Below are 26,043 nucleotides of genomic sequence, written 5' to 3' on the forward strand. Positions count from 1 at the left end.
CACGATCCTGATCCTGGTCAGGGCCCAGGGCCTCGGTTGATCCTGGCGCGGTGCGGGGTTGTTGGTGGCGTACGTTGTGCGTGCGATTGTGGACGGTGAGTGCTAAGGCGGAGCGGCTGCACCTGGACGAGGACGCTGGCGCTTCTTCGATGAGGCCTTGCGGGGTCCGGGTGAGGATGTCGCCGGGCTGCGGGATCTGTTGACCGGTCCGACGGTGCTTGACCCGCCGGCCAGCGGTGCGGCGCGGTGAGTTCACGCTTCTGCCCGGTCGAGCCGCTGTCAGCCGCGTATGCGTACCTGACCTTTGAGACACGCCGGGTCGAGCCGATCGACTGACCGGAACCAGCAAGGGCCCTCGCCGGGGCCCCTTCTCAGCCTGTCGCCAGGTCTGGCCGGTGCTCTTTGATCCACTTCTCGACGTCGGTTTTCCGCCAGACCTTCCCCATGGTCAATTCCTGGTATGGGTCGGGAAAGCTCTTGGAGTTGGTGACAACGCTGACGCGCTGCCGGGACACGTTGCCCAGCATCACGCGGATCTCCGCAGCGCCAACCAAGTCAACCCGTTCCATGCCGTGACCGTAGGACGACCGTCTCCGTTGTATCACTACAACGGCTATGTACGTTGACTACTGACAACGGCTGAAGCATGATCGGGGGATGACTACGCCGAACGCTGCCGCCGGCCATGGCCGCCAACCTCGGGCCGTCTGCCCGCACGCCCCCAAGATCGGCATCGGGAGCACCGGCGGGGGTCGGCGGTGATGCAGGAGCACCCCCCGGAGTACCCGGGTGGGCCCTGTCTCGGGTGCGGGGAGCCGTGGCCCTGCGTTCCGCGCCAAGCGGCCATGCTGAAGGAATTCGCCAAAGCGCCCAATGAGGCCATCACGTATATGGGTGCGTGGGTTCAGGCGGGCGTACTGGAGCTGAACAGCCGCAACCGCCCTGTCGACCCAGGCATGTCGGAACGGCATCTGGCGTGGATTGGCCTCCTGCTGGAGGCTCAAGAAATCTCGGCGGACACGCTTGACCCGGACAAGTCCGATGACTGAGCCTCGGGTGCCGAAGTCAGGAGACGTCCTCCACATCACCCGGGCAGTCAGCGTCCAGTTCGTGAAGCCGATCGTGTTCCGCGTGATTCGGGTTCACGACTGGCCTACCTACGACGGGTGGGTTTGGGTGGACGGCTACCAGATCGACCGGCGTGGGGACGCGCTTGCCCGGCGGTCCCTGTTCGTCATGTTCGCCGGGTTGCAGTGGCTGAACAAGCCGGCCAGTGAGCAGCCGGCCCAACGTCAACCCGTATCCCGGTCTCGTACGCGGACGGGGTGAAGCCCGCTGACCGCCCCACTCGCCAAGATCGCGCTCGATCCGGGAAACAGTGGCCTCCCGCAGCTTCGGACACCACTATTTCCTGGATCGAGCGCGATAAGGGCGGGACGCCCCTGGACCGTCTGCTGGTCACCGGCGCGGCGGCGGGGCAGGGTGGCCGGCCTGTTCCTTCCGTCTGATCCGGCCGGGCGACCTGCTGCCTCCGGTGCCTCGTCCGCCCGCCGCCCACCACACGCCGCCCGTCGTACGCCGCACGTCGTCGATGCGAGCCGATCACGCGTCAGGCGATCGCGGCGAGCGGGTGTGACCGGCCGTCGGGCTGCGGATCGGCGGTGTCCTACGCGTGGAGTCGCCGAGATCGTTGCGGTACCTCGCACTGCACAGTAGTGTGCAGTGCGTGGATACCACACAGCTGTTGAAGGGCGTGCTGGATCTCGCGGTCCTGGCCGTGCTCCGGGAGGAGGACGGCTACGGTTACGACATCATGCGTCGCCTGCGGGAGGCCGGCCTGGACGAGGTCGGCGACGCGTCGGTCTACGGCACGCTGCGGCGCCTCTTCGCCGCCGGACTGCTGACCACCTACGTCGTGCCGAGCGAGTCCGGCCCGCACCGCAAGTACTACTCGCTGAACGCGGCCGGCCGGGACCAGTTGACCCGCTCCGGCAAACTCTGGCGCTCGTTCGCCACCACCATGGACACGCTGCTCGACGATCGGGGGGTGACGGCATGACCGTCATGGAGCAGGAGATCGTGGACTACGTGACGCGGGTCCGGGCGGCGCTGGCCGACCTGCCGCCGACGGTCCGGGACGAGCTGACCGAGGACCTGGCCGAGCACCTGGCCGAGGTGGCCGCCGAGGGCGACGAGCCGCTGGCCGACCGGCTGGGCACGCCCGAGGCGTACGCGGCGGAGCTGCGGGCGGCGGCCGGCGCGGGGGGCCCGGTCGCCGCCCGCAACCTGGACCAGCGGGCCGCCGCCGTCGCTTCCTGGTTCCGCACCCGGCTGCGCGCGGCCGACCTGCGGCTCGGCCCGATCCTCGGGTACGCCGCGGCGAGCGAGTACCTGCGGCTGCTCCGCCCCGCCTGGTGGGTCCTGCGTGGATACCTCGCGGCGATGCTGATCACCGTCATCACCACGGGTGCGTCGTTCGGGCTGCTGCCGAGGCTGGGCGGCAGCACGCTCGCCGCGCTGCTGCTGCTCGCCGTCTGCGTGGTGGCCTCGGTGTGGCTGGGCAGGCGTACCCCCACGCTGGGCCGCTGGCCCCGGATCGCGCTCCGCGCGGGCACGGCGGTCCTCGCCGTCTTCGCGTTCGCCGGGTTCGTGGATGCGGACGACCGGCTCGGCTGGAACGAGTCCGGCTACCAGCCCACCTCAGAACAGGTGCCGTTCGTTCGCGACATCTTCGTCTACGACAGCGAGGGGCGGCTGGTGGAGAACGCCCGCCTGTTCGACCAGGACGGCAACCCGATCCGCCTCGGGTACCGGGAGTGCGTGCGCGAAGGGCTGCCCGAGTCGAATCAGGGAGTACCCGCGTACCCGTACTGCCCGGAGCATGCGCCGTTCCGTTCCGGGCCGGTCGGGCCACGCCCGTCGTCCGGTCCGCCGACCCCGACCCCGACCGACGGACCGTCCGGCGGTTCCGCGCCGACCCCGTCCGGGGGCCCCGCGGCCGGCCCGGCCCCGAGCTCGGCGCCGCCGCCCCTCGCGCCCCTGCCGACGACGCTCGCCCCGACCCCGGTGCCCACTTCCTCCTGAGGCGACGACACCCCGATTGATCAACTTTTTGTACGGTATATCGCGATAGCGTCGATCATCGGAGCTCGCCGGGGGGGAATCTCGTGGCTCGGCACCGACGAGCGTCTTTGCTAGAGTCTGCCCGGTGTCGCCTGCGGGCCGTCGACGAAGGAGCGCTGATTTCGGATGACCAGCAAGCACGTCTCGTCGGAAGCGATCGAGGACATCCGGGAACACCTCCAGAAGAACGTCGTGTCCGGTCCGAACGGGATCGACGCGATCAAGGCCAAGCTCGCGGATACGGAGATTCCCTTCCCGCACTTCGGCGTGATCGGCACTCCGCTCGCCCTGGCCTACGGCGACACCCGTGAGAAGGCCGCGACGGCGCTCGACGAGGTCCGTAAGACCGTCGACGACTATCTCAAGGAGTTGGCTACCGCGCGGGACAACTGGATCAAAGCCGAGGACGCGAACACCGTGGTGTCGAGTTAGCCGAATGGAAAGGGGGAGCGAGCGTGGTCAGCCTGGGTAACGCCCTGATCTTCGCGGCCGTCAAGCAGATGGTCGAGGCGAACGCCAAGATCGCGAAGACCGCCGTCCTTGCCCTGGTCGCGGTGGGCAGCATGGCGGCCAACCCGAACGACATGTCCGATGCGGCAACGGCCTGGAAGGAGATGGCGAACGACCTCACCACGTTCGCCGCCCACCTGGACAGTGCGCTCGGCAAGGGCGATGACTGGACGGCCGACGACAAGGACGCGTTCGCCGCCTCCTTCACCAACTTCAAGGGCGAGATCGAGCAGTTCAAGGGCGCGGTCAGCGACATCGCCGGCACCCTGGAGATGATCTCCAACGCCTACATGGTCTCATTCGTGGCGCTGCTCGCCTTCGCCGGAGCCTGCCTGGTCATCCTGATCGGTCTGCTGGCGCTCCTCGTCATTCCGTTCAGCACAGCCGCCGCGCAGGCAGCGATCACGGCGATCGGGCTGGCCCTGACCGCGCTCTCCGCCAAGGTCGCCATGCTGCTCGCCGGCCTGGCAGCGGCCGTGGCAGCGATGTTCGGCGCCGTCGCCTACGGGTGGGTCAACATCGGCTCGCGGAGCGACAGCATTCCCGCCGCGCTCGACTTCAAAAAGATCCAAATCGACTACGAGGCACCGCAGCGCTTCGAGGTCAAGGGCGACTGACGTATCCACCACCAGGGCAGCGGAGAGTCTGACATGAACGACCCGAACGTGGCGGACCTGGAGCGCATCCTGCGCGACAGCGAGCAGCGGATGCAGCAGCTGTCGGAGGTGGAGACGCTGCTGGCCGAGGTCACCTGCCGACACGTCACCGACGACGGGATGGTTTCCGTCGAGCTGGGCGCGGACGGCACGCTCCGGCAGTTGGACATCAACTCCCGGGCCATGCGCCTGGACTCCTACGCCCTCGCCGAGCTGATCACCGAGGCGTTCAACGGCGCGCAGCAGGGCCTGCAGGAAGCAATCGCCCGGGCCATGTCGGACACGCTCGGCACCAGCGATCTCGGCGACGTGCTCGGCGAGGCTCGCGACATCCGTAAGAGCATGGACGGCGTGCTGGAGACGGTGTCGCGCTCGGTCAACGACGCCATCGTGCAGGCCAGCCGCTTCAACGGCCGGCGCTGACCGGCGGGGGAGAGGACTCCGATGGGTCTCGGTGAGATGCTGCTCGCGGTGCTGTATGTCATTTTCGGTCTGGCGCTGGTCTGGCTCGGCTGGTGGTGGTTCCACCACGACTCGAAGTCCAAGGGCAGGGGCCCGGGCGGGAAGTAGCCGTCGTCGCGGCGCCGGCCGCGCTTCGTCCATGAGGGACGGACGTCACGTCCCAGGGGACAGCGGGAACGAGTGGCTCGTCGCTATCGTGTCCGCTGTTGGAGCCCCGGAAGGACAGCACGTGGACGAGCAGCTCAGCACCCTCGCGCCGGCCGAGACCGGAACCACCACCCGGGGGCCGGCCGACACCGGCTCGGCGGCGTCGGCGGACGCCCCGTCGGGCGAACACGCCGGCCCCGACGAAGGTCCCGGCGGCGATCCGGAGGGCGACGATCCGGAGGGCGAAGCCCGCCGGCACCCCCTGCTGCCGGTGCTGACCGTGCTCGGCGTGGTGGCCGTACTGGTGGGGACGCTGGTCGTGCTCGGGCTGCGGTACGACGTGGCCGGCCGGCTGCTCGCGCCCGACCGGGCCGCCGCCGCCCGGGTCGGCGACTGCCTGGCCCGCCTGCCCGACGTCGCCGAGACCGGGCAGCACCGGTCCGCGACGGCGCGGGTCGTCGACTGCTCCTCGCCGGAGGCCATCTACGGCGTGGTGGGGCGGCTCGACGGGCAGAGCGCGGAGCGGGCACGCGACGGCCGCCAGTGCGAGACCTTTGTCGCCCGGGGCGGCACCTACTACACGTACAGCAGCGTCCCGCCCGGCGGCACCGGCTATCTGCTCTGCCTCGTCCCCCGGAGCTGATCCGGCCCGACCCGGCGACCCGGTGAACGGAGGTGAATACCACTATTCGCGTGTCTTCCCCAAGCCGCCCGGCGCGTGGCAGGCTACCGGCACGTAGGCACACCCTGCGACCAGCCAGCGTTGACTGACCGCTAGGAGGACCCGATGGGCGAGATGGTGAGCTACGCCAGCAGCGGGGGGACGCGCGAGGGGTATCTCGCGATACCCGCCGCCGGCGCGGCCAGTCCGGCGGTCATCGTCATCCAGGACTGGTGGGGTCTCGTGCCCCACATCCGGTCGGTCGTGGACCGGTTCGCGGAGGCCGGCTTCGTCGCCCTCGCCCCGGACTTCCGGCGCGGCCAGCCGGCCAGCCGGCCGAGTGAGCCCCGGCAGATGCTGAACAGCACGCAGATGGACGAGGCGGCGGCGGACATCGCCGTCGCGGCGGAGTACCTGGCCGGGCGGTCCGAGGTCGCCGGCAAGGCCGGTTGCGTCGGGTTCTGCGCCGGCGCCAGCCTGGCGCTCTGGGCGGCCACCCGGTCCGAGCGGATCGCGGCCACCGCCGCCTTCTACCCGCGACTGCCCTGGGACGGGATGAGCCCACAGTGGAGCGGATACGCGGGCAAGGCCGCCGTCATCCACTGCTCGGAGGCGGACGGCACCTCCACCGACGACGGCGTGCAGGCCGCCCGCCGGGCCGTGGAGACGGCCGGTGGCACCTGCCAGACGTACGACTACCCGGGCACCGCGCACGCCTTCTTCAACGAGGACCGGCCGGAGAGCTTCGACCAGCGGGCCGCCGCCACCGCCTGGGCCCGCACCCTCGAACAGTTCCGGGCGAAGCTTGGCTGAGCCCCGTACCCCCGGCGAGGTGGTCGCGCGCGCCGCGCGGGCGGCCGACCTCGCCGACCTCGACGGCGCGGTCAGCGACTGTTTCGCCTGCCCGCGCCTGGTCGACTGGCGGGAGGAGGTCGCCCGGACGAAGCGGGCGGCGTTCCGCGACCAGCGGTACTGGGGGCGGCCCGTGCCCGGCTTCGGCGCGACCGACGCCCGGCTCGCGATCCTCGGCCTGGCCCCCGCGGCGCACGGCGGCAACCGCACCGGGCGGATCTTCACCGGGGACCGCTCCGGCGACGTGCTCTTCGCCGCCCTGCACCGAGCGGGCCTGGCCAACCAGCCGACCAGCGTCGCCGCCGACGACGGCCTGGCCCTGCGCGACACCCGGATCTTCGCCGCCGTGCGCTGCGCTCCGCCGGACAACAAGCCCACCCCGGCGGAGCGGGACACCTGCGCGCCGTGGCTGCACCGCGAGGTCGCGCTCATCAGACCCACCCTGCGCGTCGTGGTCGCGCTCGGCGCGTTCGCCTGGGCCGCGTGGTGGCCGGTGCTGCGCGAGGTGTACGGCACCCGCCCGCCCAGCCCTCGACCGGCGTTCGGCCATGGGGCACACTGGTCCGGCACGACCGTACCGGCGCTGCTCGGTTGTTACCACGTCAGCCAGCAGAACACCTTCACCGGGCGGTTGACCCCGGGGATGCTGGACGCAGTGTTCGCCCGGGCGAAGCAGTTGGCCGGGGTGGACTGACGGCGTGGGGCGGTGGCGATGAACCTCAGCGTGCTGCGCAGGTGGTGGCCGGTTGGTGCAGTGACCGCCCTGCTCGCCGTCGCCGCGCTGGCCGCCGGTCACTCGTCGCTCGGCGCCAGCCGCGTCCCGCCCGCCGCCGACAACATCCCGTACGTGCCGGACTACCCGTCGGCGCAGCCGCCGCCCTCGATCCCGGCCGAGCCGCGCGACGCCGGGGAGGCCACCCGCGCGCACATCCCCGAGTGGCTCGGCACCGTCGCGGTGGCGCTGCTCGGCCTGGCGATCGCCGTCGCCCTCGGCTACCTGACCTGGACCCTGGTCCGGGGGGTGGCCCGCCGCACCACCCGGGCGCTGCCGTCGAGCCGGGCCCGGCGCACCGCCGAGGGAACCGCCCGCGAGGTGGTCGCCGCACTCGACGCCGGCCTGGTCGAGCTGGACGACGCCGACGTCGACCCGCGCACCGCCGTGATCGCCTGCTGGGTGCGCCTGGAGGAGGCCGCCGACGCGGCCGGGGTGGCCCGGCGGACCGGGGACACCTCCACCGACCTGGTGACCAGGCTGCTGCGCGGCGACCCCGAGGCCGGGATCCCGGCGATCGTCAGCGCCGACGTGCTGGCCGAGTTCGCCCACGTCTACCGCGGGGCCCGGTACGCCACCCGCCCCGTCGACGAGCGCACCCGTGACCAGGCCCGGGCCGCGCTGCGCCGGCTGCGCGGCGAACTGGCCGCCGTAGCCGCCGGTGAGCCGGTGGTGGCGTGAGCGCCAGCATCGACGACCTGCTCACCTTCGAGGAGGAGCCGCCGCCGCAGGCCCGGGCCACCGGGGGTGGCCGGGTGAGGGGCGTGCTGCGGACCCTCGCGGTCGCCGGGGCGCTCACCGCGGTCGTCGTCGCCGGGCTGCGCACGGTCGGCCTCCAGGTCTCGCTGGCGGTCGTCGTCGCCGGGGTGGTCGCGCTGCTCGCCGTCCGCCGGGTCACCGCCGCGCTCGCCCCGCCGCCCCCGCCCCGGGTCGGGGCCCGCGCGCCCGCCGGCGAGGAGGACGGCCACTACCACTGGGCCTCGCGCGACGCGCTGCGCGCCGCGATCAATGGCTGGGAACGGCCGCTGGACTGGTCTTCGGGCCGGCCGGAGCGGTTCGCCGAGCGGCTCCTGCCCCGCCTCGGCGAGCTGGCCGACGAGCGGCTGCGCCAGCGGCACGGCTTCACCCGCGAGTCCGACCCGGCCCGCGCCCGCGCCCTGCTCGGGGACCGGCTCTCGACGTTCCTCGACACCCCGCCCCGCCGCACCCCGTCGCCGCGCGACCTCGCGGCGATCGTCGCCGAACTGGAGAAGATCTGATGAACGACGTGGACCGCACCCTGCCCACCGTCGAGGTCGGCCGCCTGGCCCGGGCGGTGCTGGACGCGGTCGGCTCGGTCGTGGTCGGCAAGCGGGAAACCCTGGAACTGGTCCTCGCCGGCATCCTGGCCGGCGGCCACGTGCTGCTGGAGGACCTGCCCGGGCTGGGTAAGACGCTGACTGCCCGCTGCTTCGCCCAGGCCCTCGGGCTGGACTTCCGCCGTCTCCAGTTCACCCCCGACCTGCTGCCCGCCGACGTCACCGGCTCGTTCCTGTACGACCAGCGCAGCGGCGACTTCTCCTTCCGCGCCGGCCCGGTCTTCACCAACCTGCTGCTCGCCGACGAGATCAACCGGACGCCGCCGAAGACCCAGTCGGCGCTGCTGGAGGCCATGCAGGAGAAGCAGGTCTCCGTGGAGGGCGTCACCTACCGGCTGGACGAGCCGTTCCACGTCCTGGCCACCGCCAACCCGATCGAGTACGAGGGGACGTACCCGCTGCCGGAGGCGCAGCTCGACCGGTTCCTGCTGCGGGTGTCGTTCGGCTACCCGGACCGGGAGGAGGAGTGGGACGTGCTGCGCCGGCGGATCGCCCGCCGCCGCGAGGAGGCCGAGATCAAGCCGGTCGTCGACGCCGCCACCCTGCGGGCCATGCAGGCCGCGCTGGAGGACGTGGTGGTGGAGGACTCCATCGGCCGGTACATCGTGCAGTTGACCGCGGCCACCCGGGAGCACCCGTCGGTGCTGGTCGGGGCGTCCCCGCGCGGCTCGCTGGCGCTGCTGCTGCTGGCCCGCGCCCGGGCGGTCTTCGCCGGCCGGGACTACGTGGTGCCGGAGGACGTCAAGGAGGTGGCCGCGCCCGCCCTGGCGCACCGGATCACGCTGCGCCCGGAGATGTGGCTGCGCCGGGTCGACCCGTCCTTCGTGGTCGGTGAGGTGCTCGACCAGACCCCGGCCCCGGCCAGCGGCGCGCTCCCGAGCTACGCCGCCGGCCGGCCGGGGCGCTGACGGCCGTGCTCACCGACGAGGGGCAGCAGCCGGCGGCGGGCTGGGCGCCGACCCGGGCGCTCGGCCGGGCGGTGCTGCTCACCGGCCTGCTGCTGATCGCCGGGGTGCTGCTCGGCCGGGTCGACCTGGTCGTGCTGGCCGCGCCGTTCGCGCTCGGCACCGTGTACGCGCTGCGCCGCCGGCCGAGCGCCGGGCCGCAGGTGTGGGTCGCCGCCGACGAGGGGCACCTGGTCGAGGGCGGAGAGTTCACCGGCACGGTCACCGTCGGCAACCCGGACACCGTCGGGTACGACGTCGTCGTGGTCCGCACCCGCGTATCGCCCTGGCTGCTGGTCGAGCGCGCCCAGGTCGGCGGGGCCCGGGTCGATCTGTCCCGCAGCGGGGTGGACCGGCCCTTCGTCACCGTCGTGGACACCGGCACCGCCGTCGACCTGGAGCTGATCGGGAAGGCGCGGCGCTGGGGCCGGCACCCCGTCGGCCCGGCCGGTGCCCGGGTCGCCGCCGCGGGCGGGCTGCTGGTCTCCCGGGCGGCGGTCACCGAGCCGGCCCGGGTGCGGGTGTACCCGAGGACTGAGCCGTTCGAGGCGGTGGAGGCGATGCCCCGGGCCGCGGGCCTGGTCGGCGCGCACCACTCCCGCCGCCCGGGCGAGGGCGGTGAGCTGGCCGGCGTGCGGGTGTTCGGCCCCGGCGACCGGCTGCGCCGAATCGACTGGCGGGTCTCGCTGCGGGCCCGGCAGCTGCACGTGGCGGCCACCCTGTCGGACCGGGACGCCGAGGTGGTGGTCCTGCTGGACGTGCTCGCCGAGGCGGGCCGCTCCGGGGGCGTCGGCGGGGCCGCCTCGGTGCTCGACACCACGGTCCGGGCCGCCGCCGCGATCGGCGAGCACTACCTGCACCGGGGCGACCGGGTGGCGATGCTGGAGTACGGGCCGGCAGCCCGCCGGCTGCGTCCCGCCGCCGGCCGCCGGCAGTACCTGACGCTGCTGGAGTGGCTGCTCGACGTGCGGGCCGAGTCGTCCCCGCACGAGCCGTACGACCAGGTCTTCGGCCCGCAACTGCTCTCCTCGGACGCGCTGGTGGTGGTGCTCACCCCGCTGCTGGACGAGCGGTCCGCCCAGATGTTGGCCCAGCTGGCCCGATCCGGGCGGTTCGTGGTGGCCGTGGACACGCTCCCGGTCGACCTCGCTCCGCCTGGCCGGCAGGGCTGGGCCGAGGTGGCCTTCCGGCTGTGGCGGCTGGACCGGGACACCATGGTCGGCCAGCTCCGCGAGCACGGGGTTCCGGTGGTCCGCTGGGCCGGCGCGGGCAGCCTGGACCAGGTGCTGCGGGACGTGGCCCGGCTCGCCACCGCCCCCCGGGTGGGCACCCGGTGACGGCAGTGAGGACGAGGGGGCGGAACCGGTGAACCCGGTCGAGGTGGTGACGGAACGGGCCAGGGCGGCGCGCTCGGCGGTCTACCGGGTGAGCCTGGCGCCGCTGCTGGTCCGCGCCGGGATCTTCGGCACGGTGCTGGCCGGCCTGCTGCTGGCGTACCCGGTGCAGGTCCTCGCCGGGCGGCCGCTGGCCGCCCTCGCGGTGGTGGCGCTGCTGCCGGCGGTCGGGCCGCGCCGGGTCTGGTCGACCTTCGCCGCCCTGGTCACGGTGGGCGGGTGGCTGCTGGCCACCGAGGGGTACGACCGGCCCATCGCGCTGTGGCGGCTGCTCGCCGTGGCGGTGGCGCTCTACCTGGCCCACTCGCTGTGCGCGCTGGCCGCCCTGCTGCCGTACGACGCCGTGGTGGACCCGGAACTGATCGTGCGCTGGCTCACCCGGGCCGGCGGGGTGCTGCTCGCCTCGGCGGTGCTCGGGGTGCTGCTGGTCGAGGTCTCGGGCGTCGGCGGGGATCGCGGCTCCCTCGGCGCGACCGTGGTGGGACTGCTGGTCGCGGTGGTGCTCAGCGCGCTGCTGGGGTGGCTGTTGCGTCGCAGATAGCGGGACGACGGGGGTACGTCGCGCAGCTCACAGGTGTTGTGCTCTGTCACAGAAGGGGGTCTCGGACGGGATTAGCCGAGTCGCCCGGGGAAAGATAGATGACGTGAACCCGAAGCGGATCCTTGTCGTCGGTGCCGGGCACGTCGGTCTCTACGCCGCCCTGCGTCTGTCGAAGAAGCTCTCCTCAAGTGAGGCGGAGGTCGTCGTCGTCGACCCGCAGCCCCACATGACGTACCAGCCCTTCCTCCCTGAGGCGGCGGCGGGCAACATCTCCCCCCGGCACTCCGTGGTGCCGCTGCGGCGGGAGTTGCGCCGGTGCAAGGTGGTGGCGGGTACGGTCACCCGGATCGAGCACGACCGCAAGGTGGCCACGGTGCAGCCGATCAGCGGCCCGACCACGGAGATCGCCTACGACCACGTGATCGTGGCCCCCGGCGCGGTCTCCCGGACGCTGCCGATTCCTGGCCTGCACGAGCACGGCATCGGGTTCAAGACCATCGGTGAGGCCATCTACCTGCGCAACCACGTGCTGGACCGGCTCGACGTGGCCGCCGCCACGCCGGATCCGGACGTCCGGCGCAGCGCGTTGACGTTCACCTTCGTCGGCGGCGGGTACGCGGGCATCGAGGCGCTGGCCGAGATGGAGGACATGGCCCGGGACGCCCTGCGCTACTACCCGGAGCTGAAGCCGGAGGACATGCGCTGGGTGCTGGTCGAGGCAACCCAGCGGGTGCTGCCCGAGGTCGACCGGGACATGGGCGCCTACACGGTGCAGCAGCTGCTGAAGCGGAACATGGACATCCGGCTGGACACCCGCCTGGAGTCCTGCGTCGACGGGGTGGTGAAGCTCTCCGACGGCGACAGCTTCCGCTCCGACACCATCGTCTGGACGGCCGGCGTCAAGCCGTCGCCGATGCTCGACGCGACCGACTTCCCACGCGACGAGCGCCGCCGGGTCACCTGCCTGCCGACCCTCCAGGTCGTCGACGGCGACCGGGTGGTCGAGGGCGCGTGGAGTGCCGGCGACTGCGCGGCGGTGCCGGACCTGACCAAGGAGCCGGGCAACTTCTGCTCGCCGAGCGCCCAGCACGCGGTGCGCCAGGCCACCCGGATGGCCGACAACATCGCGAACGTGGTCCGCGGGCGCGAGCCGGTGAACTACGCACACAAGCACGCGGGCAGCGTGGCGAGCCTCGGCCTGTACAAGGGCGTGGCCCAGGTGTACGGCATCAAGATGACCGGCCTGCCGGCGTGGTTCATGCACCGGACGTACCACATGAGCCGGATCCCGTCGTTCAACCGCAAGGTCCGGGTCGTGGTCGACTGGTCGCTGGCGTTCTTCCTCAAGCGCGAGGTGGTCGCCCTGGGCCAGTTGCACGACCCGCGCGAGGAGTTCGTCGAGGCGTCCCAGCCGGTCGTCCCCCGCGTCTGAGTCGCACGAGAAGGGCCCCCTCGTCGAGGGGGCCCTTTCTTCGTCGGGGCCTCAGACCCGCCAGATCCAGGCGTCGGCGATCCGGGTGGACGGGCCGTAGAGCTGGTCCAGGACGGCCCGCAGGTCGTCGGCGCGCGGCGTGCCCTCGGCCAGCGCGAAGCAGGACGCGCCCCAGCGGTCGGCGTCCCGGGCGGCCTGCTGGCGCTCCGCGTCGCCGATCGCGGGCCGGCCGCCCCGCTGCGCCACGTCAGTGAGCAGGGCCGACGTGGGACGCTTCCAGGTGCCCATGGCGGCCGTGTCGCCGCGGCCGTACGGGCCGATGAAGAAGCCCTCCGGCATGCCGAAGGCCGCGTCCGCAGCGGTCGCCCAGCGCATCGGCCACGGCTCCTTCGGGGTGGGCAGCGGCACCGGCACCAGCACCCCGCCGGGCCGGACGCACTCCCGCCAGTGGCCGCCGGTGACGAACTCGGGCAGCGCCGGCCGCTCGGCGGTGGGCAGCGGCGCCGGCAGTACCGGCAGCAGCGCGATCCCGACCGCCGCCGGGACCAGCCGGCGGGCCGTCCCGGCGCCGCGCAGCGCCCGGTCCAGGGCCAGCACCAGCAGCGTCGCGGCCACCGGCAGCACCCCCAGGGCGAACCGCATCGGCAGCGCCCCGTCGACCACCGGCAGGCCGTCGAGCAGGGCGTACGGGCCGGGGAAGGTGGTCCGGTCGCCGCCGAGGACCACGTCCGGGCCGAGTGAGAGCGCGCCCATCGCCAGCGCCCCCGCCACGCAGGCGATCACGAGTGGGCGGCGGCCCAGCCAGATGGCGCAGCCGGCGGTGACCACCAGCAGCGGCCAGCCGAGGAAGGTGTTGTACTCCGCTGGCCCGGTGGTGAGCCGGGCCGCCTCGTCGCTGCCCACCACCGACAGCGGGGAGACGGTCCACCAGCTGCTCAGGTCGGCCGAGAAGTAGTGCGGGCTGAACATCCCGTCCGTGACGCCCAGCGGGCCGGCGAACTGGAACCACAGCGGGTACCCCAGCACGAGCAGGGCCAGCCCGGCGGCGAGCAGCATCCCGCCGGCGAAGCCGGGCAGCGCCCGGCGCAGCAGCGCCCGGTCGGCCAGGGCGTACGCGACGGCCATCACCAGCAGCGTCACCGCGCAGAGGAAGAGCACCTCCTCGCCGATGAAGACCTGGACGCTGACCGCGGCGGCCAGGCCGACGGCGGAGGTGAGCATCCGGCGCCGGTCGAGGCCGACCCGGTCCGGCCCCGACCCGCCCGCGTCGCGCGCCCGGCCCCGGGGGTGGCCCGCCCGGCCCAGCGGGTCGGCGGCGCGCAGCAGCCGGACCACCAGCCAGACGATCACCGGGACCAGCCACTGCGCGGTCATGTGCAGGTGGCTGTTGGTCTGCGAGATCATGCCCGGGCCGAAGCCGCACAGCCCGGCGCCGAGCGCGGCGGCCAGCCGGCGGGCCCCCAGGACCCGGGTGAAGAGCAGGTGCCAGGCGAGCGCGGTGCCGGCCAGGTTGAGCCCCGCGAGCAGGGCGAAGGTGACCGGCGCGCCGAGCAGCAGGGTCACCGGGGCGAAGAGCACACCGAGCGCGATGACCGTGGTGTTGGCCATCAGGTTCACCCCGTCCGGGGCGTTGAGCCGGTCGGTGAGCAGACCGAAGTCGCCGAGCAGGGCGCGCGAGTCGACGGCCAGGAACCATTCGTACAGGGCCTGGTCCTCCGGGTTGAGCGCCAGGACCCGGCCGGCGGGGTCCGGCCACAGGCCGTGGGTGAGCCAGCCCGCGAGGGCCGCGAAGAGCAGCCCGACGAGCAGGTCGGCCCGGTTTCGGGCGGCGGCGGACCGGAGCCTGGCCCACCGGGAACCGGCCGGAGTGGGGGCGTCGGAACGGAGGGCTTGTTCGGGGGCGGCGTCGGGGGCCGTGGGGGCTGCGCTGCTCACGCCTCGACCCTAGTGCGGCAGCGGCGGCGGGGTACGCCGGGTCGACGCGGACCCGCTACGGTGACACTGCACCGGTGCGTGTCGACGCGTCGGCGTGGCCCGCCCGGGTGGTGGAACGGCAGACACGGCCGCCTTAAAAGCGGCTGCCGCAAGGCGTGCGGGTTCGACCCCCGCCCCGGGCACCCCGCCTCTCAGCTTCTTCACAGCTCCTGCCTCGCTCGGTGATCTCCACGGCGTCGATCGCGGCGTTTACCCTTGAAGAGCACGTTCACGTGCGACGACCCCCTGAGGGAGGCCAGACAGTGAAGACTTCGAACCCGGTGCTCGCCCGACTCGGCCAAGCGGCCGAGCGGGAGCGCGCCACCGGGTACGCCCCGACCGGGCCCTACGGGCAGCCCGGATATCCCCCACAGCAGTACCCGGGCGCGACCGGCTACCCGGCCGCGCCGCCCACCGTGACGCCGATGTCCATCGACGACGTGGTGGTCAAGACCGTCATGCTCCTCGGCATCCTCGGCGCGTCCGCCGCGGCGGCCTGGGTGCTCGTGCCGGACTCGCTGCTCGGCGTCGCCTGGATCGGCGCCGCAGTGGTCGGCCTGGTGCTCGGCCTGATCATCTCGTTCTCCCGGATGGCGAACCCGGCGCTGGTCGTCGCGTACTCCGTCGTCGAGGGCGTCTTCGTCGGCATGGTGAGCAAGGCCTTCAACTCGCTCTACGACGGCATCGTGCTCCAGGCCGTGGTGGCCACCTTCGGCGTGTTCTTCCTGATGGCCATGCTGTACAAGGCACGGGTCATCCGGGCGACGCCCAAGTTCGTCCGTGGCATGGTCGCGGCGATGGTCGGCCTCTTCGCGGTGATGATGATCAACCTGGTGCTGTCGCTGTTCGGCGTCAACACGGGCCTGCGTGACGGCAGCCCGCTGGCGATCGGCTTCAGCCTGGTCTGCATCGTGGTCGCGTCGCTGAGCTTCGTGCTCAGCTTCGCGGAGGTGGAGGAGGGCGTCCGGATGGGGCTGCCCCAGCGCTACTCCTGGACGGCCGCGTTCGGCATCCTGGTCAGCCTGGTCTGGCTCTACGTCGAGATCCTGCGCCTGCTGAGCTTCTTCCAGGGCGACGACTGACCCGCGTCGCCGACGGCGCCCGCCCCCGCGACCCGCGGCGGCGGGCGCCGTCGTCTGCGGGCCGGCCGCCGGCCGCCGGGAGCCGGGCCCGGCGTTTGCCAGCCGCCGCCGACCCCGCCGGGGCAGAGTGACTGCGAGGGGTACGTCGGCCAGGAGGTGACGGTGCGCAGTTCCAACCCGGTGTTGGACCGGCTGGACGACACCCGCCGACGGGAACGCGAGGTGCTCGGGCTCGGCGGCGCCGAGGCGATGACCGTCGACGACGTGGTGACGCGCACCGTCGGGCTGCTGCTGCTCACCGTCGCCACGGCGGCGGTCGCCTGGTTCGTCGTCCCGCAGGCGGTGTGGATCTCCGCCGCGCTGGCCGGCTCCGCGCTGGCGGCGATCGCGCTGGCGCTGGTCATCTCGCTGCGCGGCAGCACCAACCCGGTGCTGATCGCCGGGTACGCGGTGCTCCAGGGGTTGCTGCTCGGGGTGGCCAGCCGGGCGTTCGAGCTGGTCTACCCGGGGATCGTGGTACAGGCCGTGGTGGGCACGTCCGGCGTCTTCCTCGGCATGGCGCTGCTGTACCGGGCCCGGGTGGTCCGGGCCACCCCGCGGCTGGCCCGACTGGTGGCCGGCACGCTGCTCGGGATCGTCGCGATCGGCGTGGTCAACCTGGTCGCGTACCTGCTGACCGGCCGGCAGGGGCTGGAGGTGTACAGCCTGACGGCCGAGGTCGGCTGGCTGGCGTACCTGTTCTCGGTGGTGGCGATCATCGCCGGCGCGTTCAGCTTCATCCTCGACTTCGACCTGGTCGAACGGTCGGTCCGCGCGGGCCTGCCCCGCCGGTACGCGTGGTACTGCGCGTTCGGGCTGCTCGCCGGCCTGGTCTTCCTCTACTGGCAGCTGCTGCGGCTGCTCAGCTACCTGCGCCGCTGACCGGCCGGCCGGCGGCCTTTCGTAGACTCGGCACGATGAGCGCAGCGGAACTGGATCGGGCGGTGGGACTGCTGGTCCGTCAGGTCGGGCACTGGCAGCAACCGCGCTGGGCGGCGGCCGCCGGGGGCGGCAACGTGTCCCGGGCCGACCTGGTGCACCGGCTGGTGCAGGAGCTCGCGAACCTCGCCGCCGACGCCGAGGGGCAGCCCCGCCGGGCGGTGCCCCGGCTCGGCAACGACCTCGCCCTGCCCGACCAGCTCCGGGTGGTCAGCGCCGACCTGCTGGCCGCAGCCCCGGCCGCCGACCTGCTGGCCCGGGCCGCCGCCGAGGTGACGGCGACCCGTACCGCGCTCTGACCGCGCCAGGCCGGGCCGGGCCGGTACCCGCCCGGCCCGCCGGTGTCAGCCGAGGCGCTCGAGGACCATGGCCATGCCCTGGCCGCCGCCGACGCACATGGTTTCCAGGCCGACCGACCCGTCGTGCCAATCCAGGGCGTTGAGCAGGGTGCCGGTGATCCGGGCGCCGGTCATGCCGAACGGGTGGCCGATGGCGATCGCCCCGCCCATCACGTTCAGCTTCTCCTCGGGGATGCCGAGCTGTCGGTAGGAGGGGATCACCTGGGCGGCGAACGCCTCGTTGATCTCGACCAGGTCGACATCGTCGATGGTCATCCCAGCCCGCGCGAGCGCCTGCCGCGACGCCTCGACCGGGCCGAGGCCCATGATCTCGGGGGACAGGGCGGTGACCCCGGTGGAGACGATCCGGGCCAGCGGGGTGATGCCCAGGTCCCGGGCCCGCTGGGCGCTCATGATCACCACAGCGGCCGCGCCGTCGTTGAGCGGGCAGCAGTTGCCGGCGGTGATCCGGCCGTCGGGGCGGAACACCGGCTTCAGCCCGGCGACCCCCTCCAGGGTGACCCCGGGCCGGGGCCCGTCGTCGGCGCCGACCACGGTGCCGTCGCCGGTGGTGACCGGGGTGATCTCGCGGGCCCAGAAGCCGTCGGCGATCGCCTTCTCGGCCAGGTTCTGGCTGCGCACGCCGAAGGCGTCCATGTCGGCGCGGGTCACGTCGTGCACCTGGGCCAGGTTCTCGGCGGTCTGCCCCATGGCCAGGTAGATGTCGGGCAGCTCGCCGGACTCGCGCGGGTCCGTCCAGACCTCCGCGCCGCCCTGGGCGCGCTGCGTCGACCGCTCCCGCGCCGCCCCGAAGCGGGGGTTCTCCCAACCGCCACCCACCAGCGCCTGTGCCTCGGGCGGCAGCCCGTCGGAGTTGCCCCGGGCGTACCGGGAGACCATCTCGACCCCGGCGGAGACGAACACGTCGCCCTCGCCGGCCCGGATCGCGTGCATCGCCATCCGGGTGGTCTGCAGCGAGGAGGCGCAGTACCGGGTGAGGGTGGCGCCCGGCAGACCGTCCAGGCCCATCAGGGTGGCGACCACCCGGGCCATGTTGAAGCCCTGCTCGCCACCGGGCAGGCCGCAGCCCAGGTAGAGGTCGTCGATCTCGGTGGGGTCGAGCTGGGGGACCTTGTCCAGGGCGGCCCGGACGATGGTGGCGGCGAGGTCGTCGGGACGGACGTCGCGCAGGGAACCCTTGTGCGCCCGGCCGATGGGGGAGCGGGCGGTGGCGACGATGACGGCGTCGCGGGACGACTCGGTCGGCATGAACCAACGTTAACTCGGCGGTAACATGGCGGGGAAGCGTCCCACCCGGCGGGAAATGTCACCCCGGAGCCCGGAGCCCGGCCGTGCCGCCGGAGCCCGGCCGTGCCGCCGGAGCCCGGCGTCGGCGGTCAGTGGCGGGAGGCGACGTTCGCCGCGGCGGCGACCGCCGGGATCAGCGCGTGCGCCCAGATCCGGTACCCGTCGGCGGAGGGGTGGAACCCGTCGTGGCAGAAGGTGCCGGCGTCGGCCCGGAACACCGGGCCGGTCTCGGTGCCCAGGTCGACCACGGTGCCCCCGGCGTCGAGCACGGCGACGGTCTGTGCCCGGGCAACCCGCCGGCCGGACCAGCCGACCACCTGCCGCAGCGGTGGGGCGATCGCGTGGACCGCCCCCAGGTCGGGGCAGGTGCCGACGACGACCTCGACGTGCGCCTCGCGCAGCCGCCGCACGGCCGCCCCCAGATACGCCCCGGCCTCCGCCGGCCGGCGCAGCGCGGTGGCGTCGTTGGCGCCGATCAGGATCACCGCCACGTCGGGGCGCGGGCCGAGCAGCGCCCGGGCCACCTGGGTGGCCAGGTCGGTGGAGCGGGAGCCGGAGACCCCGACGCTGGACAGGTGCACCTGGCGGCCCGCCGGCCCCTCGGCGAGCAGGTGGGCGAGCTGCCCGCCGACGGTGTCGCCCAGCCGGCCCACGCCGACCCCGAGGGCGGACGAGTCGCCGAGCAGGACCAGCCGCAGCGGCGGCGCGCCCGGCCGCCCCACCGTGGCGCGCAGGGCCAGCCCCAGCTCCGGCTGGGCGTACGGGCGGTTGCGGGCGACGAACGCCTCGCCGGCGAGGACGGCCGCGCCGCCGATCGTCCCGGCGATCAGGGACAGGGCCGCGGCCCGGCCCAGCCGGAGGGCGAGTTCCGCGCCCGGACCCCGGTCCCCCGCGCCGTGGCTGCCGCTGTGCTCGGTCATGGCCGTCCCTCCAATGTGGGTGAGCCGGCGGCCGGGCCGGGTTGCGGCACCGCGCCGACGCCGAAGAAGGCTCGCCGGCGCAGCTGCGCCCACCGCCCGGCCGGCCCGCGGTCGCGCCCGTGGACCTGGGTGGCGCTGACCTCCGTGCCCGCGTGCCGGGCCGCCTCCTGGGCGGCCTCCGGCAGCGACCGTACGCCCTCCCCGCGCGCGAGGCCAGGGCGACGCTCCTGCCCGGCGCCGAGCGCCGAGAGCACGGTCGGCAGCAGCGCGGCGGCGGCCACCGCGTACCCCTCGGCGGAGGGATGGAACCGGTCCCAGGCGAACATCCGGGTCGGCTCGGCGACGAACCGGGGACCGAGCAGGTCGCCGAGGGAGACCGTCCAGCCGCCGGCCTCCACCACCGCCATCGTCTGGGCGGCGGCGAGCTGCCGGCTCCACCGCCGGGCCAGCCAGCGCAGCGGCGGCTGGATCGGCTGGATCGCCCCGAGGTCGGGGCAGGTGCCGACCACCACCTCGCACCCGCCCTCGCGCAGCGCGTGGACCGCGTCGGACAGGTAGCGCACGGCCAGGCCCGCCGGGGCACGGTTGGTGACGTCGTTGCCGCCGATCAGGATCACCGCGACGTCCGGCTGGAGCTCCAGCGCGGACTCCACCTGGGGCTTGAGCCCCGACGAGATGGCGCCCACCACGGCGAACCGGTGCAGCCGCACCGGGCGATGCAGGCGGCGGGACAGCCCGGTGGCCAGCAGCGACCCGGGGGTCTCCCGGCGGCGGTGCACCCCGTATCCGGCGGCGGTGGAGTCGCCGAGGATCACCACGGTCAGCGGCGGGCCGGGAAGCTTCGCGCCGTAGACGCCGTCGCAGCGGGGCGGGGGCGCCTCGGCCATCGGTATGGTGCGCCGGGCCTGCCGGGCCTGGCCGATCAGCACCCCGCCCGTGGCGACGGCGGCAGCGGCGGTGGCGCCCGTGCCGAGCGCCGCCAGGCGGGCGACCCGCCGGGCGCGGCGCCAGCGCGGACCAACCGGTACGGCGGAACCAGCGACCCCCATACCGCGACATTATCGCGCCGGCACGACATGCCGCTGTCGTCGTGCTGCCCTCTCCGGTGGCTGGGATCCGACGGTTGCGGGTATCCCTTGCACCGACACCGCACGATGTCGGACGGAGAGGGGCGTGGAGATGGGAAAGACACTGAAACGTGGCGCGGCGTTCACGGCGCTGGCCAGGGCGCTGTCCTCCGGGGCAAGGGGCGGCCCGTCGCTGGGCGCCCGGCTGGGGGCACTGCCCAGGATGATCCGGGCCACCACCCGGGGCGAGTACGACGGCGGCCTCCGGCTGGCCCTGATGACCGCGGCGACGGCGTACATCGTCTCGCCGATCGACCTGCTCCCGGAGATCCCGCTGGCGATCTTCGGGCTGGCCGACGACGCGGTCATGGTCACCTGGCTGGCCGGCGCCGTGCTGGCGGAGACCGAGCGGTTCCTGGAGTGGGAGACCCGCCGTGCCTCGGTCATCCCGGGGCATGTGACGCCCTGACGGCACGTACCCTGGGCGTCGAATCAACGTCTGCCCGGCCGCCGTCGCCGGCGCCGTAACGGAGGGCACAACGAGGTGCAGTACTACGACAACGTCGTCGAGCTGATCGGCAACACCCCGCTGGTACGGCTGCGCAACGTCACCGAGGGCATCCGGGCGACCGTGCTCGCGAAGGTGGAGTACCTCAACCCGGGCGGTTCGGTGAAGGACCGGATCGCGCTGCGGATGATCGAGGACGCCGAGGCCGCCGGGATCCTGAGGCCGGGCGGCACCATCGTCGAGCCGACCAGCGGCAACACCGGCGTCGGGCTGGCCCTGGTGGCCCAGCTCAAGGGCTACCGGTGCGTGTTCGTCTGCCCGGACAAGGTCAGCCAGGACAAGCAGGACGTGCTGCGGGCGTACGGCGCGGAGGTGGTGGTCTGCCCGACCGCCGTCGCGCCGGAGGACCCGCGCTCCTACTACAACGTCTCCGACCGGCTGGCCCGGGAGATTCCCGGCGCGTGGAAGCCCAACCAGTACAGCAACCCGGCCAACCCGCGCTCGCACTACGAGACCACCGGGCCGGAGTTGTGGAAGCAGACCGGCGACAGGCTGACCCACTTCGTGGCCGGGGTGGGCACCGGCGGCACCATCTCCGGCATCGGCCGGTACCTGAAGGAGGCCTCCGACGGGCGGGTGAGGATCGTCGGTGCGGACCCGGAGGGCTCGGTCTACTCCGGCGGCACCGGCCGGCCGTACCTGGTCGAGGGGGTCGGCGAGGACTTCTGGCCCGAGACGTACGACCGAAGCATCACCGACGAGATCGTGGAGGTCTCCGACAAGGCGTCCTTCGAGATGACCCGGCGGCTGGCCCGCGAGGAGGGGCTGCTGGTCGGCGGCTCCTGCGGGATGGCCGTGGTCGCCGCCCTGGAGGTGGCCCGCGCCGCCGGCCCGGACGACGTGGTCGTGGTGCTGCTGCCGGACAGCGGCAAGGGATACCTGTCGAAGATCTTCAACGACGCCTGGATGGCCCGGTACGGCTTCCTGGACAACTCGGGCAGCGAGCCGACCGTCGCCGATGCCCTCGCCAGCAAGCCGGGCGGGCTGCCCGAGCTGGTGCACGTGCACCCGACCGAGACGGTCCGTGACGCCATCGACTACATGCGCGAGTACGGCGTCTCCCAGCTCCCGGTGCTCAAGGCCGAGCCGCCCGTGGTGACCGGCGAGGTGGCCGGCTCGATCGCGGAGCGGGACCTGCTCGACGCCCTGTTCACCGGTCAGGCGCACCTGCACGACACGATCGAGCGGCACATGACCGACCCGCTGCCGATGATCGGCGGGGGCCAGCCGGTGAGCGAGGCGGTCGCGCTGCTGGAGAAGTCCGACGCGGCGCTGGTGCTGGTGGACGGCAAGCCCAAGGGCGTGCTGACCCGGCAGGACCTGCTCGCCCACCTCGGCGCCCACTGACCTGACCGCGCCCACTGACCCGACCGTGTCCACTGACCTGCCGGGCACAGGCGCGCCCTGATCCGGCGACGTGCCGCAGGGCCCCTTCCCGACCCTTGGGATCTAGCGGTCCTCGCAACACCCAGACCTTCTGGGAGTTGCGAGGACCGTGTCCGTTTCTGCTGAGTTCGAGGCAAGGTTCTTCGAGATCTTCGATCGCGTTGGCAGCGTGGCCGTTGCTGCGCGGGAAGCCGGAGTCAACCGGAACACCGCGTACGGGTGGGTTCGTCGAGTAGGGCGTCGCTCGACGCCTATCTCGCGGCGTCATCCCCGTCGGGATGAGTACGAGCGCCTGCGTGAGCAGGGGGTTGCCCGGCGCCGTGCCGCGCAGCTGGTCGGGGTCAACGAGCGCACCGCCAAGGACTGGGACTGGGGAGTACGCAAGACACGCAGCTCTCGGACGTACCGGGATGGGCGCCGGGTGGACTACAACAGCGGGGTGGTCACTCAGGTGCTGCCGTCGCTGACGGCACTGGACAAGGAGCTGCACTCACGGTTCCTGACCGTGGCAGAGCGCGAGACGATCGCGGACATGCGCCGCGTCGGGCAGTCGCTCAACGCGATCGGGCGAGCGCTCGGGCGATCTGCCTCGACGATCAAGCGCGAGATCGACAACCACGCCGGCGCCGACGGGGTCTACCGCGCCTATGCCGCGCACCGAGCCTGGGCCGCGTCCCGGCCCCGGCCTAAGGACCGCAAGCTTCTGCAGGACGGTCCGCTGCGCGACTTCGTGGTCGACGGGCTACGCGAACGCTGGTCACCGCAGCAGATCTGCAACGCTCTGCTCAGGCAGTACCCCGAGGACCAGGAGATGCGGGTGAGCGCGGAGACGATCTACCAGGCGTTGTACGTCCAGGCCCGTGGCGCGCTCAAGCGCGAGGTCGCCGCGGCGCTGCGCACCGGCCGCACCCGACGCAAGCCACATCGTCGCCCCGACCAGCGCACCCCGCGGTTCGTCGACGGCATGGTCATGATCAGCGAGCGCCCGGCCGAGGCCGAGGACCGCGCCGTGCCCGGCCACTGGGAAGGCGACCGTGCGACACGAAGTCGCACGAGTTTGAGTGGATTTGCCGCTTGGAGGTTCGTCTATTACTGATGGCAAGTCCCGGTCCTGTGTCCGTTGGCTCGTCCCCTCTCCTGACATGCGTTGCTGGTAACGGCGGGGTGTGAAGCTCAGGAGTCAAGCCCAAGGGTTTCCGTTCCGTCCGGGAGCTACAGGCTAAGGGGAAGACCGGACGGGTGAATGCAAATGAACCCTCGATGATGTCTCGTGATCCCAAGCCCTGTCGACGGAATGCGGTAATGGGGTACAGGGCTGGCCGTTGAGAAGCGGCAGGCGCTGGCTGGTAGAGGTCACTCCAGCCAGAAGGACACCGCCGCCTCGGGATAAAGAGGGCACCCACCCCGGTCGTGTCTCACTCGTGCGGAACGTGGAAATCCCGTTGGAGTCCGGGTCTCGATGACCGGTCGGCCGACTGCGAGGAAAGCTCAATTCTTCAGCGGGGACAGGAAGGCCCAAGAAGCGAATGCCGGTAGCCGAAAGGAAACAGGAAATCGGAGGAGTCATCCGATCCTCCATCGGATTCTTCCGTATAACTGGCCGGATACGGGCGATGCCCGGACTCGAAAGGGTGCTGACGTGGGTCTGGTGAGCCTGTGGAGAAACACTGAACAATGACACCGGAACCGAAGGACAAGTTGGACGTCACAGTGACGCAAGTGTTCACTCCGATTGGCTCGTGGTGAGTATGTTGCCGTGGTGAACGGACCGGAGGGCGATGTTATCGACTGGTCGTCGATCGCTTGGCGCCAGGCTGAAGATGCCGTGGGTCGTCTGCGTCAGAGAATTTTCGCGGCGTCGCAGGCGGGGGACCTTAAACGGGTCCGCAATCTGCAGAAACTGATGCTCCGTTCTCGCGCTAACACGCTGATCAGCGTGCGGCGAGTCACGGAGATCAACGCTGGCCGTAAGACGGCGGGCGTCGACGGGAAAGTCGTGCTGCACCCGGAATCCAAGGCTGAACTGGCCGACTGGATGCAGCACGACAGCGCCATGTGGACTGCCCGTCCCGTCAAGCGTGTCTACATTCCTAAGCCCGGAACCACGAAACGGCGTGGTCTCGGCATTCCCGTGATCGCCGACAGGGCCTTACAAGCCTTGACAGCGAACGCGTTGGAACCTGAATGGGAGGCCCGATTTGAGCCGAAGTCCTACGGATTTCGGCCGGGCCGCGGCTGTCACGACGCGATCGGGGCCATCTATTCCACGCTCAACGGTAAGAACCCGCAGCGGGTGTGGATCCTCGACGCTGACCTGACGGCAGCCTTCGACCGGATCGATCACCGGCACCTGCTGACATTGCTTGGCGCGTTTCCCGCCAGGGATCGAGTGGAACGATGGCTGAAAGCAGGTGTGATCGATAATGGCCGGTTCGCCCCGACCGGGGAAGGAACTCCCCAAGGCGGAGTGATCAGCCCGACGCTGTTCAACGTGGCTTTGCATGGAATGGAGAATGCCGCCGGGGTCCGTTACCTCACAGCCGGCAGAGATGCCGGCAGTGCGGTAACAGACAGTCCGGTGCTGGTGAGATACGCAGACGATTTCGTCGTGATGTGCCACAGCCATGAGCGGGCCGACCAGGCCAAGGAAAGGCTACGGCAATGGCTGACGTCCAGAGGATTAGCCTTCAACGAGGGCAAAACTCGTATCGTCCATGCTGGCGATGGGTTCGATTTTCTGGGGTTCAACGTCCGCCGCTATCACGGGAAACTGCTGATCAGACCGAGCAAGGCGGCATTGAGACGGATCCGGGAAAGGCTACGCGGCGAGATAATAGCTTTGCGAGGAGCTAACGCGGCGGCGGTGCTTTACAAGATCAACCCCATCGTCCGGGGCTGGTCTGCCTATTACCGGACGGTGGTGTCGAGCGAGATATTCACGGCGCTGGACAACTATGTGTGGATTCTGCTTTACAAGTGGGCGAAACACAGCCACCCGAATAAGTCGAAGCACTGGATCGTTGACAGGTACTTCGGCCGGTTCAACCAGGCCAGGCAGGACAGGTGGGTTTTTGGTGACCGTGACAGCGGCTCCTACCTGATCAAGTTTTCCTGGACGAAGATCGTCCGGCACCAACTGGTCAAGGGCACGGCGTCCCCGGACGATCCTGCTCTCAGCAAGTATTGGGCCGATCGGCGCTGCAAAGGACCTCCAGCAACGGGCAAAGCCACGCTGTATCTTTTGAAGAAACAGCAAGGTCGATGTTCGCTCTGCCGAGGGTTTCTGCTACACGCCGAGCACGCGCCGCAGACCCCAACCGAATGGGAACTGTGGACACGCACGATCCGGAAGGCGATCGTCAGACAACATGTCGTCGCCCCGATCGACGGTAAGCCGGACGCTATTCATTCCCGTCTCATACACGCGTACTGCCTCCGACGGCAGCCAGCCGGCGAAGGCCAAAGGCCAAGCATTCTGCCCGTCAGCGAGCCTCCAGGGCTTGCTTGAGCCGTGTGCGGTTAACGCCGCAAGCACGGTTCTGAGGGGGCCCCGGCGCAGCAATGCGCCGG

At 72.0% G+C, this 26,043-nt stretch carries 28 protein-coding genes, 1 tRNA gene and 1 pseudogene; 25 read left to right on the plus strand and 5 right to left on the minus strand.

From position 1 onward, the window contains the following. Positions 1-371 precede the first annotated feature (371 nt). Entirely contained in the window at positions 372-569 is a 198-nt protein-coding gene (locus tag OG617_RS18785; protein WP_405094386.1) for a hypothetical protein, read from the minus strand. Positions 570-845: 276 nt separating this feature from the next. Between OG617_RS18785 and OG617_RS18790 the strand changes: the two genes are divergently transcribed. The 17 genes from OG617_RS18790 to OG617_RS18870 all read left to right on the plus strand — a co-directional run bounded on the left by OG617_RS18790 (position 846) and on the right by OG617_RS18870 (position 12,852). Further along, positions 846-1,049, plus strand: coding sequence for a hypothetical protein (locus tag OG617_RS18790; RefSeq protein ID WP_405094387.1), 204 nt, complete (start codon positions 846-848; stop codon positions 1,047-1,049). Beyond that, positions 1,042-1,329, plus strand: a complete 288-nt coding sequence (locus tag OG617_RS18795; RefSeq protein ID WP_405094388.1) for a hypothetical protein — start codon at positions 1,042-1,044, stop codon at positions 1,327-1,329. Before OG617_RS18790 ends, OG617_RS18795 begins: the two co-directional genes overlap by 8 nt. 397 nt (positions 1,330-1,726) lie before the next feature. Next, a complete protein-coding gene (locus OG617_RS18800; protein ID WP_396669400.1) occupies positions 1,727-2,059 on the plus strand; it encodes a PadR family transcriptional regulator in 333 nt (110 codons plus the stop codon). Then, positions 2,056-3,084 (plus strand): HAAS signaling domain-containing protein, encoded by a 1,029-nt coding sequence (locus OG617_RS18805; RefSeq protein ID WP_405094389.1) that lies wholly within the window; start codon positions 2,056-2,058, stop codon positions 3,082-3,084. The genes OG617_RS18800 and OG617_RS18805 overlap by 4 nt, the downstream gene beginning before the upstream one ends. A 165-nt stretch (positions 3,085-3,249) precedes the next feature. Next, positions 3,250-3,555 carry a hypothetical protein gene (locus tag OG617_RS18810; RefSeq protein ID WP_405094390.1) on the plus strand — a complete coding sequence of 102 codons (306 nt, stop codon included), beginning with the start codon at positions 3,250-3,252 and terminating at the stop codon, positions 3,553-3,555. Positions 3,556-3,578: 23 nt separating this feature from the next. Continuing rightward, entirely contained in the window at positions 3,579-4,250 is a 672-nt protein-coding gene (locus OG617_RS18815; protein WP_405094391.1) for a WXG100 family type VII secretion target, read from the plus strand. A gap of 33 nt (positions 4,251-4,283) precedes the next feature. Continuing rightward, on the plus strand, positions 4,284-4,712 hold the full coding sequence (locus OG617_RS18820) for a YbaB/EbfC family nucleoid-associated protein (protein WP_405094392.1): 429 nt from the start codon (positions 4,284-4,286) through the stop codon (positions 4,710-4,712). Between the two features lie 21 nt (positions 4,713-4,733). Then, positions 4,734-4,859, plus strand: a complete 126-nt coding sequence (locus tag OG617_RS18825) for a hypothetical protein (RefSeq protein ID WP_405094393.1) — start codon at positions 4,734-4,736, stop codon at positions 4,857-4,859. 121 nt (positions 4,860-4,980) lie between these two features. Beyond that, entirely contained in the window at positions 4,981-5,541 is a 561-nt protein-coding gene (locus OG617_RS18830) for a hypothetical protein (RefSeq protein WP_405094394.1), read from the plus strand. A 144-nt stretch (positions 5,542-5,685) separates the two neighbouring features. Beyond that, positions 5,686-6,372: a dienelactone hydrolase family protein gene (locus tag OG617_RS18835; RefSeq protein ID WP_405094395.1), complete on the plus strand. Its 687-nt coding sequence runs from the start codon at positions 5,686-5,688 to the stop codon at positions 6,370-6,372. A 19-nt stretch (positions 6,373-6,391) separates the two neighbouring features. After that, positions 6,392-7,105, plus strand: coding sequence for a uracil-DNA glycosylase (locus OG617_RS18840; RefSeq protein WP_405103803.1), 714 nt, complete (start codon positions 6,392-6,394; stop codon positions 7,103-7,105). An 18-nt stretch (positions 7,106-7,123) separates the two neighbouring features. Then, positions 7,124-7,864 (plus strand): DUF4129 domain-containing protein, encoded by a 741-nt coding sequence (locus OG617_RS18845; protein WP_405103805.1) that lies wholly within the window; start codon positions 7,124-7,126, stop codon positions 7,862-7,864. Further along, a complete protein-coding gene (locus tag OG617_RS18850) occupies positions 7,861-8,442 on the plus strand; it encodes a hypothetical protein (protein ID WP_405094396.1) in 582 nt (193 codons plus the stop codon). The genes OG617_RS18845 and OG617_RS18850 overlap by 4 nt, the downstream gene beginning before the upstream one ends. Continuing rightward, entirely contained in the window at positions 8,442-9,449 is a 1,008-nt protein-coding gene (locus OG617_RS18855; RefSeq protein WP_161687115.1) for a MoxR family ATPase, read from the plus strand. Before OG617_RS18850 ends, OG617_RS18855 begins: the two co-directional genes overlap by 1 nt. Next, entirely contained in the window at positions 9,446-10,822 is a 1,377-nt protein-coding gene (locus OG617_RS18860) for a DUF58 domain-containing protein (protein ID WP_405103807.1), read from the plus strand. The genes OG617_RS18855 and OG617_RS18860 overlap by 4 nt, the downstream gene beginning before the upstream one ends. 28 nt (positions 10,823-10,850) lie before the next feature. Next, on the plus strand, positions 10,851-11,420 hold the full coding sequence (locus OG617_RS18865) for a hypothetical protein (RefSeq protein WP_405094397.1): 570 nt from the start codon (positions 10,851-10,853) through the stop codon (positions 11,418-11,420). 103 nt (positions 11,421-11,523) lie between these two features. Beyond that, on the plus strand, positions 11,524-12,852 hold the full coding sequence (locus tag OG617_RS18870) for an NAD(P)/FAD-dependent oxidoreductase (protein ID WP_405094398.1): 1,329 nt from the start codon (positions 11,524-11,526) through the stop codon (positions 12,850-12,852). A 51-nt stretch (positions 12,853-12,903) separates the two neighbouring features. On the opposite strand, the gene OG617_RS18875 is transcribed toward OG617_RS18870, so the two are convergent. Then, entirely contained in the window at positions 12,904-14,787 is a 1,884-nt protein-coding gene (locus OG617_RS18875) for a hypothetical protein (protein WP_405094399.1), read from the minus strand. A 101-nt stretch (positions 14,788-14,888) separates the two neighbouring features. On the opposite strand from OG617_RS18875, the gene OG617_RS18880 reads away from it, so the two are divergent. The 4 genes from OG617_RS18880 (at position 14,889) to OG617_RS18895 (ending at position 17,185) form a co-directional block, all read left to right on the plus strand. Next, positions 14,889-14,969 (plus strand) — tRNA-Leu (locus OG617_RS18880). Between the two features lie 120 nt (positions 14,970-15,089). Beyond that, positions 15,090-15,908, plus strand: a complete 819-nt coding sequence (locus tag OG617_RS18885) for a Bax inhibitor-1/YccA family protein (protein ID WP_405094400.1) — start codon at positions 15,090-15,092, stop codon at positions 15,906-15,908. Positions 15,909-16,070: 162 nt separating this feature from the next. Beyond that, positions 16,071-16,829 (plus strand): Bax inhibitor-1/YccA family protein, encoded by a 759-nt coding sequence (locus tag OG617_RS18890; protein ID WP_405094401.1) that lies wholly within the window; start codon positions 16,071-16,073, stop codon positions 16,827-16,829. 35 nt (positions 16,830-16,864) lie between these two features. Continuing rightward, complete coding sequence (locus OG617_RS18895; protein WP_405094402.1) at positions 16,865-17,185, plus strand: hypothetical protein; 321 nt, start codon at positions 16,865-16,867, stop codon at positions 17,183-17,185. 45 nt (positions 17,186-17,230) lie between these two features. On the opposite strand, the gene OG617_RS18900 is transcribed toward OG617_RS18895, so the two are convergent. The 3 genes from OG617_RS18900 to OG617_RS18910 all read right to left on the minus strand — a co-directional run bounded on the left by OG617_RS18900 (position 17,231) and on the right by OG617_RS18910 (position 20,501). Continuing rightward, positions 17,231-18,493 (minus strand): acetyl-CoA C-acetyltransferase, encoded by a 1,263-nt coding sequence (locus tag OG617_RS18900; protein ID WP_405094403.1) that lies wholly within the window; start codon positions 18,491-18,493, stop codon positions 17,231-17,233. A 128-nt stretch (positions 18,494-18,621) separates the two neighbouring features. Then, on the minus strand, positions 18,622-19,452 hold the full coding sequence (locus tag OG617_RS18905; RefSeq protein WP_405094404.1) for an SGNH/GDSL hydrolase family protein: 831 nt from the start codon (positions 19,450-19,452) through the stop codon (positions 18,622-18,624). Continuing rightward, the gene (locus OG617_RS18910) at positions 19,449-20,501 is read right to left on the minus strand and encodes an SGNH/GDSL hydrolase family protein (RefSeq protein WP_405094405.1); all 1,053 of its coding nucleotides are present in this window, start codon (positions 20,499-20,501) and stop codon (positions 19,449-19,451) included. The genes OG617_RS18905 and OG617_RS18910 overlap by 4 nt, the downstream gene beginning before the upstream one ends. Before the next feature lie 130 nt (positions 20,502-20,631). On the opposite strand from OG617_RS18910, the gene OG617_RS18915 reads away from it, so the two are divergent. The 4 genes and pseudogenes from OG617_RS18915 (at position 20,632) to ltrA (ending at position 25,981) form a co-directional block, all read left to right on the plus strand. Beyond that, positions 20,632-20,988 carry a YkvA family protein gene (locus tag OG617_RS18915; RefSeq protein WP_405103809.1) on the plus strand — a complete coding sequence of 119 codons (357 nt, stop codon included), beginning with the start codon at positions 20,632-20,634 and terminating at the stop codon, positions 20,986-20,988. A gap of 75 nt (positions 20,989-21,063) precedes the next feature. Further along, positions 21,064-22,434 (plus strand): cystathionine beta-synthase, encoded by a 1,371-nt coding sequence (locus tag OG617_RS18920; RefSeq protein WP_405094406.1) that lies wholly within the window; start codon positions 21,064-21,066, stop codon positions 22,432-22,434. Positions 22,435-22,765: 331 nt separating this feature from the next. Further along, a pseudogene (locus OG617_RS18925) lies at positions 22,766-23,506 on the plus strand (IS30 family transposase); the annotation flags it as partial. A 726-nt stretch (positions 23,507-24,232) separates the two neighbouring features. Further along, positions 24,233-25,981 carry a group II intron reverse transcriptase/maturase gene (gene ltrA, locus OG617_RS18930; protein ID WP_405094407.1) on the plus strand — a complete coding sequence of 583 codons (1,749 nt, stop codon included), beginning with the start codon at positions 24,233-24,235 and terminating at the stop codon, positions 25,979-25,981. Positions 25,982-26,043 lie beyond the last annotated feature (62 nt).

Origin of the sequence: Micromonospora sp. NBC_01412, assembly GCF_045040215.1 — a bacterium.
GTDB lineage: Bacteria > Actinomycetota > Actinomycetes > Mycobacteriales > Micromonosporaceae > Micromonospora > Micromonospora rubida.